Source organism: Arthrobacter sp. 10T425, assembly GCF_056393985.1.
Genome location: NZ_JBFTGZ010000077.1, coordinates 1 through 462, shown reverse-complemented (window position 1 = coordinate 462; position 462 = coordinate 1). Strand labels below are relative to the sequence as shown.

The following is a 462-nucleotide window of genomic DNA, read 5'->3' as shown; positions in this document are numbered from 1 at the left end:
CCTTGTCCCAGAACATCGCCTCGCCGGCGTCGGTCGTGGCCGCATAGCGGGCACCCGACGCCGCGCGCGTCTGCGACAACAGCAGCTTCTTGTCCAGCCACGTCAGGTAGGCGTAGCCGGGTTCGGTCTGCACGAAGGTGGCCAGGATCAGCGCGTCGGCCCCCGGGCAGCGCACCGAGAACGGCCCCCGGGTGATGCCCTTGGCGTCCTGCGTGCGCGGGCCGGCGAAGTTCTGCCGCAGCAAGTGAATCCGATCGATGTATTCGGCGGTGGTGCACGCGCGTGCGTCGCTCGCCTTCCAGCAGTCGTTGCGGCCCTTGATCCAGCCGCGCTGCTCGGCCAGCAACGTCTTCTTGCCGATCGATGTATTCGGCGGTGGTGCACGCGCGTGCGTCGCTCGCCTTCCAGCAGTCGTTGCGGCCCTTGATCCAGCCGCGCTGCTCGGCCAGCAACGTCTTCTTG

The 462-nt window shown here is 68.2% G+C and carries 1 protein-coding gene; it reads right to left on the bottom strand.

All coding sequences use genetic code 11. The annotated features are described in order from the left end of the window. Window positions 1-346, bottom strand: a 346-nt coding sequence (locus AC1DDH_RS20600; protein WP_476956232.1) for an MliC family protein, incomplete at its 3' end; no start/stop codon positions are given. Between the last annotated feature and the right edge of the window lie 116 nt (window positions 347-462).